This window comes from Cryobacterium sp. MLB-32 (assembly GCF_000738085.1).
Taxonomy (GTDB): domain Bacteria; phylum Actinomycetota; class Actinomycetes; order Actinomycetales; family Microbacteriaceae; genus Cryobacterium.
Window position 1 is genome coordinate 1 of sequence record NZ_JPRS01000393.1, and the last position, 2,864, is coordinate 2,864.

3 protein-coding genes and 1 pseudogene are annotated in these 2,864 nt (G+C 59.7%); all 4 read right to left on the minus strand.

Annotated elements, in window-relative coordinates; translation table 11 throughout:
• Nucleotides 1–190 (minus strand): hypothetical protein (locus JF66_RS24660; RefSeq protein ID WP_231556508.1); only part of this gene is annotated, 190 nt, incomplete at its 3' end.
• 323 nt (nt 191–513) lie between these two features.
• Complete coding sequence (locus tag JF66_RS22535; RefSeq protein ID WP_197059490.1) at nt 514–1,176, minus strand: methyltransferase domain-containing protein; 663 nt, start codon at nt 1,174–1,176, stop codon at nt 514–516.
• Between the two features lie 33 nt (nt 1,177–1,209).
• Nucleotides 1,210–1,350: pseudogene (locus tag JF66_RS25460) on the minus strand (putative RNA methyltransferase); the annotation flags it as partial.
• A gap of 26 nt (nt 1,351–1,376) precedes the next feature.
• Nucleotides 1,377–2,864, minus strand: a 1,488-nt coding sequence (locus JF66_RS18870; RefSeq protein WP_035880418.1) for a ubiquinol-cytochrome c reductase cytochrome b subunit, incomplete at its 5' end; no start/stop codon positions are given.

Here is a 2,864-nt window from a genome sequence, read left to right on the forward strand (position 1 = left end):
TGGTCCACGGGTGGCGACCATGCAGGTAGCAGCGTTGTGAGCACGATCGATTGGGGCAAAGCTGGTAGCGATATTGCCGCCGGAATTGGCATCGCGATACTAATTGTCCATTCGCCAGTTCAGGCGGCGACGGGTCGAGGTAAAGCAGTGTGTCGATGTCGATCGAAGGTTGTTTCTCCACATCGCTCAATCAGAATAGGGAACCTTGTGAGAAGTAGAACCAGCGGCCCGGGTGGTGGAACCATGGACCAAGTCTTAGAAAGGGCCACCTTATTTCCGACGGTTGCACCCGACGCACCGAAGTCTCAAGTGGACGCGGAACATCTACCCATCCTGGCCGTTGAACTCGTCGAGGTCAACGACATCCGAATCCCGTTCAGCGCATCCTGAGCGTCCCGGTCGAAGCGGCCGGGGTTGGCCAAAAGGCACCTAAATACTTAGCGGTCGTTTTCGTTCCATTGCTACCCAGACCCCCGATAGTCCTGCGATGATGCAGCCGACTGTGACCGAACGTCAGCTGTCGCGTCGGCGGAAACTGAAGAGATCGAAGGCCGCGGTTACACAGCGAACCCCCTCGGCTGCTGAACCCACCTCAGACGGGTCTGTGTGGTGCGCTGACGGGCCCATCCCGATGAGGGCGGCTATGTCTCTGCCAGACAACGCCAACTCGTCTGACAGCGTCTCCCGGCACTCCAGAGCGAATCGTGCTCCCAGGCTGGCCGTGAGGTGCGCCGCCTTGTCGGGCTGAATGTCGAGCGCCAGACCAGCGGCACGAAGTTCCTGCAGGTGAGTCTGCCTCGGAACCACCACGAGAAGCAACCCGCCTGGACGGAGCACGCGGTGGAACTCGCCGGCGTTCCGTGGCGCGAAGACGTTGAGGACGACATCGGCCGCGCCGTCGCGGATAGGGAGTGGCGACCAGACGTCGGCCACGAGCCCGTCCACGGCATCTGAGGATCGAACAGTGCGGGCAACAGCAGCGGGGGAGAGGTCCATGCCTAGCGCGCGAACCGAGTCCGCCTGCGCGTCCCCGAGCACTCCTCGCACGTAGTAACCCGTTCCACATCCGACGTCGAGAATGCGCCGGGGGTTTTCTGCAGAAATGATTCGAGCTATCGCTCGCTCAAGAGGACGGTACCAACCCGCGGCCTGAAAGTCATCGCGTGCATCGAGCATGGCAGCACTGTCCCCAATGAACTTTCGAGAGCCTGGGAGCAGAGTGGCGTATCCACGCTTGTTCACATCGAAGGAGTGACCGACGGCACACGTGAGCGTAAGCCCGGCCCCTGGCGCAAGGGGGAGAAAACAGTTCGGGCACCGAAGCCACTCCGATAGCGTCTGGAGTGACATCGATGCCCGATCTATGTTGACTTCTTCTACTTCTCGGTGATCTCCGACTGGTGATCGCCGTGCGCCTGGCTGAGCTCCGCCTGGGAGACCGGGGTAATCCGGTCCTCGAAGAACCAGCGAGACATTCCGGCACGCACCTTCTCCAACGCAGTGATCTTTCCCTGCGCATTGGGGCGTGTCATCAGTGGCTTGTAGTCGTCATAACTGACCAGCTTCCAACGCTCGTACTCATCGACGGGCTGGTGCACTTCGATGTACTCGCCTCCGGGCAGCCGCACAATTCGACCTGATTCGTAACCGTGGAGCACGATCTCTCGGTCCTTCTTCATGAGCGCGAGACAGATCCGCTTGGTGATGAAGTACGCCACGATCGGGCCCAGTACCGTGATGGCCTGAAGGGAGTGGATGACTCCTTCCATGGTCACGTGGAAGTGGGTTGCGACAATGTCCGATGAGGCAGCGGCCCACAGTCCGGCGTAGAAGGTAACACCGGCAGCGCCGATGGCCGTTCGCGTCGGAGCGTTCCGCGGTCGATCGAGCACGTGGTGCTCACGCTTGTCGCCGGTGACCCACGCTTCGATGAACGGGTAAACCAATACCAGAACAATAAAGATGCCGATCACGATCAGCGGAGTCAGGATGTTGAAGGAGTAGGTGTGGTTGAGCCACACGAACTCCCACCCCGGCGGAATCAGGCGGAGAGCCCCATCGGCGAAGCCGATATACCAGTCGGGCTGGGTGCCGGCGGAAACCGGTGACGGGTCATAAGGACCGTAATTCCAGATCGGGTTGATCGTGAACAGTGAGGCGATCAGCATCACGACGCCGAAAACGATGAAGAAGAATCCACCGGCCTTGGCTGCGTAAACCGGAAGAACCGGGTAGCCCACGACGTTCTGATTCGTGTGTCCCGCGGACGGGTACTGCGTGTGCTTGTGCACCACGACGAACAGAAGGTGCATCGCAATCAACGCCACGATGATGGCCGGCAGCAACAGGATGTGCAGGGAATACAGTCTTCCGACAATATCCTCGCCCGGGAACTCCCCACCGAACAGCAGGAACGAGATCCAGGTTCCGGCAACGGGTATGCCCTTGATGATTCCGTCGATGATGCGCAGTCCGTTACCGGACAGCAGGTCATCGGGGAGGGAGTAACCCGTGAATCCTTCCGCCATGGCGAGGATGAAGAGGATGAAACCAATCACCCAGTTCAGCTCACGGGGCTTGCGGAATGCTCCGGTGAAGTAAATGCGAAGCATGTGCAGCCCGATTGCCGCCACGAACAAGAGCGCCGCCCAGTGGTGGACCTGGCGCATGAGCAGGCCACCGCGGATGTCGAAGGAAATGTTGAGAGACGAGGACATAGCCGCCGACATCTCGATGCCCTTCAACGGTGCATATGAGCCGTCGTAGATCACAGGAGCCATCGACGCCTGAAAGAAGAAGGTGAGGAAGGAGCCTGAGAGCAGAATAATGACAAAGCTATACAGGGCGACCTCACCGAGGAGGAA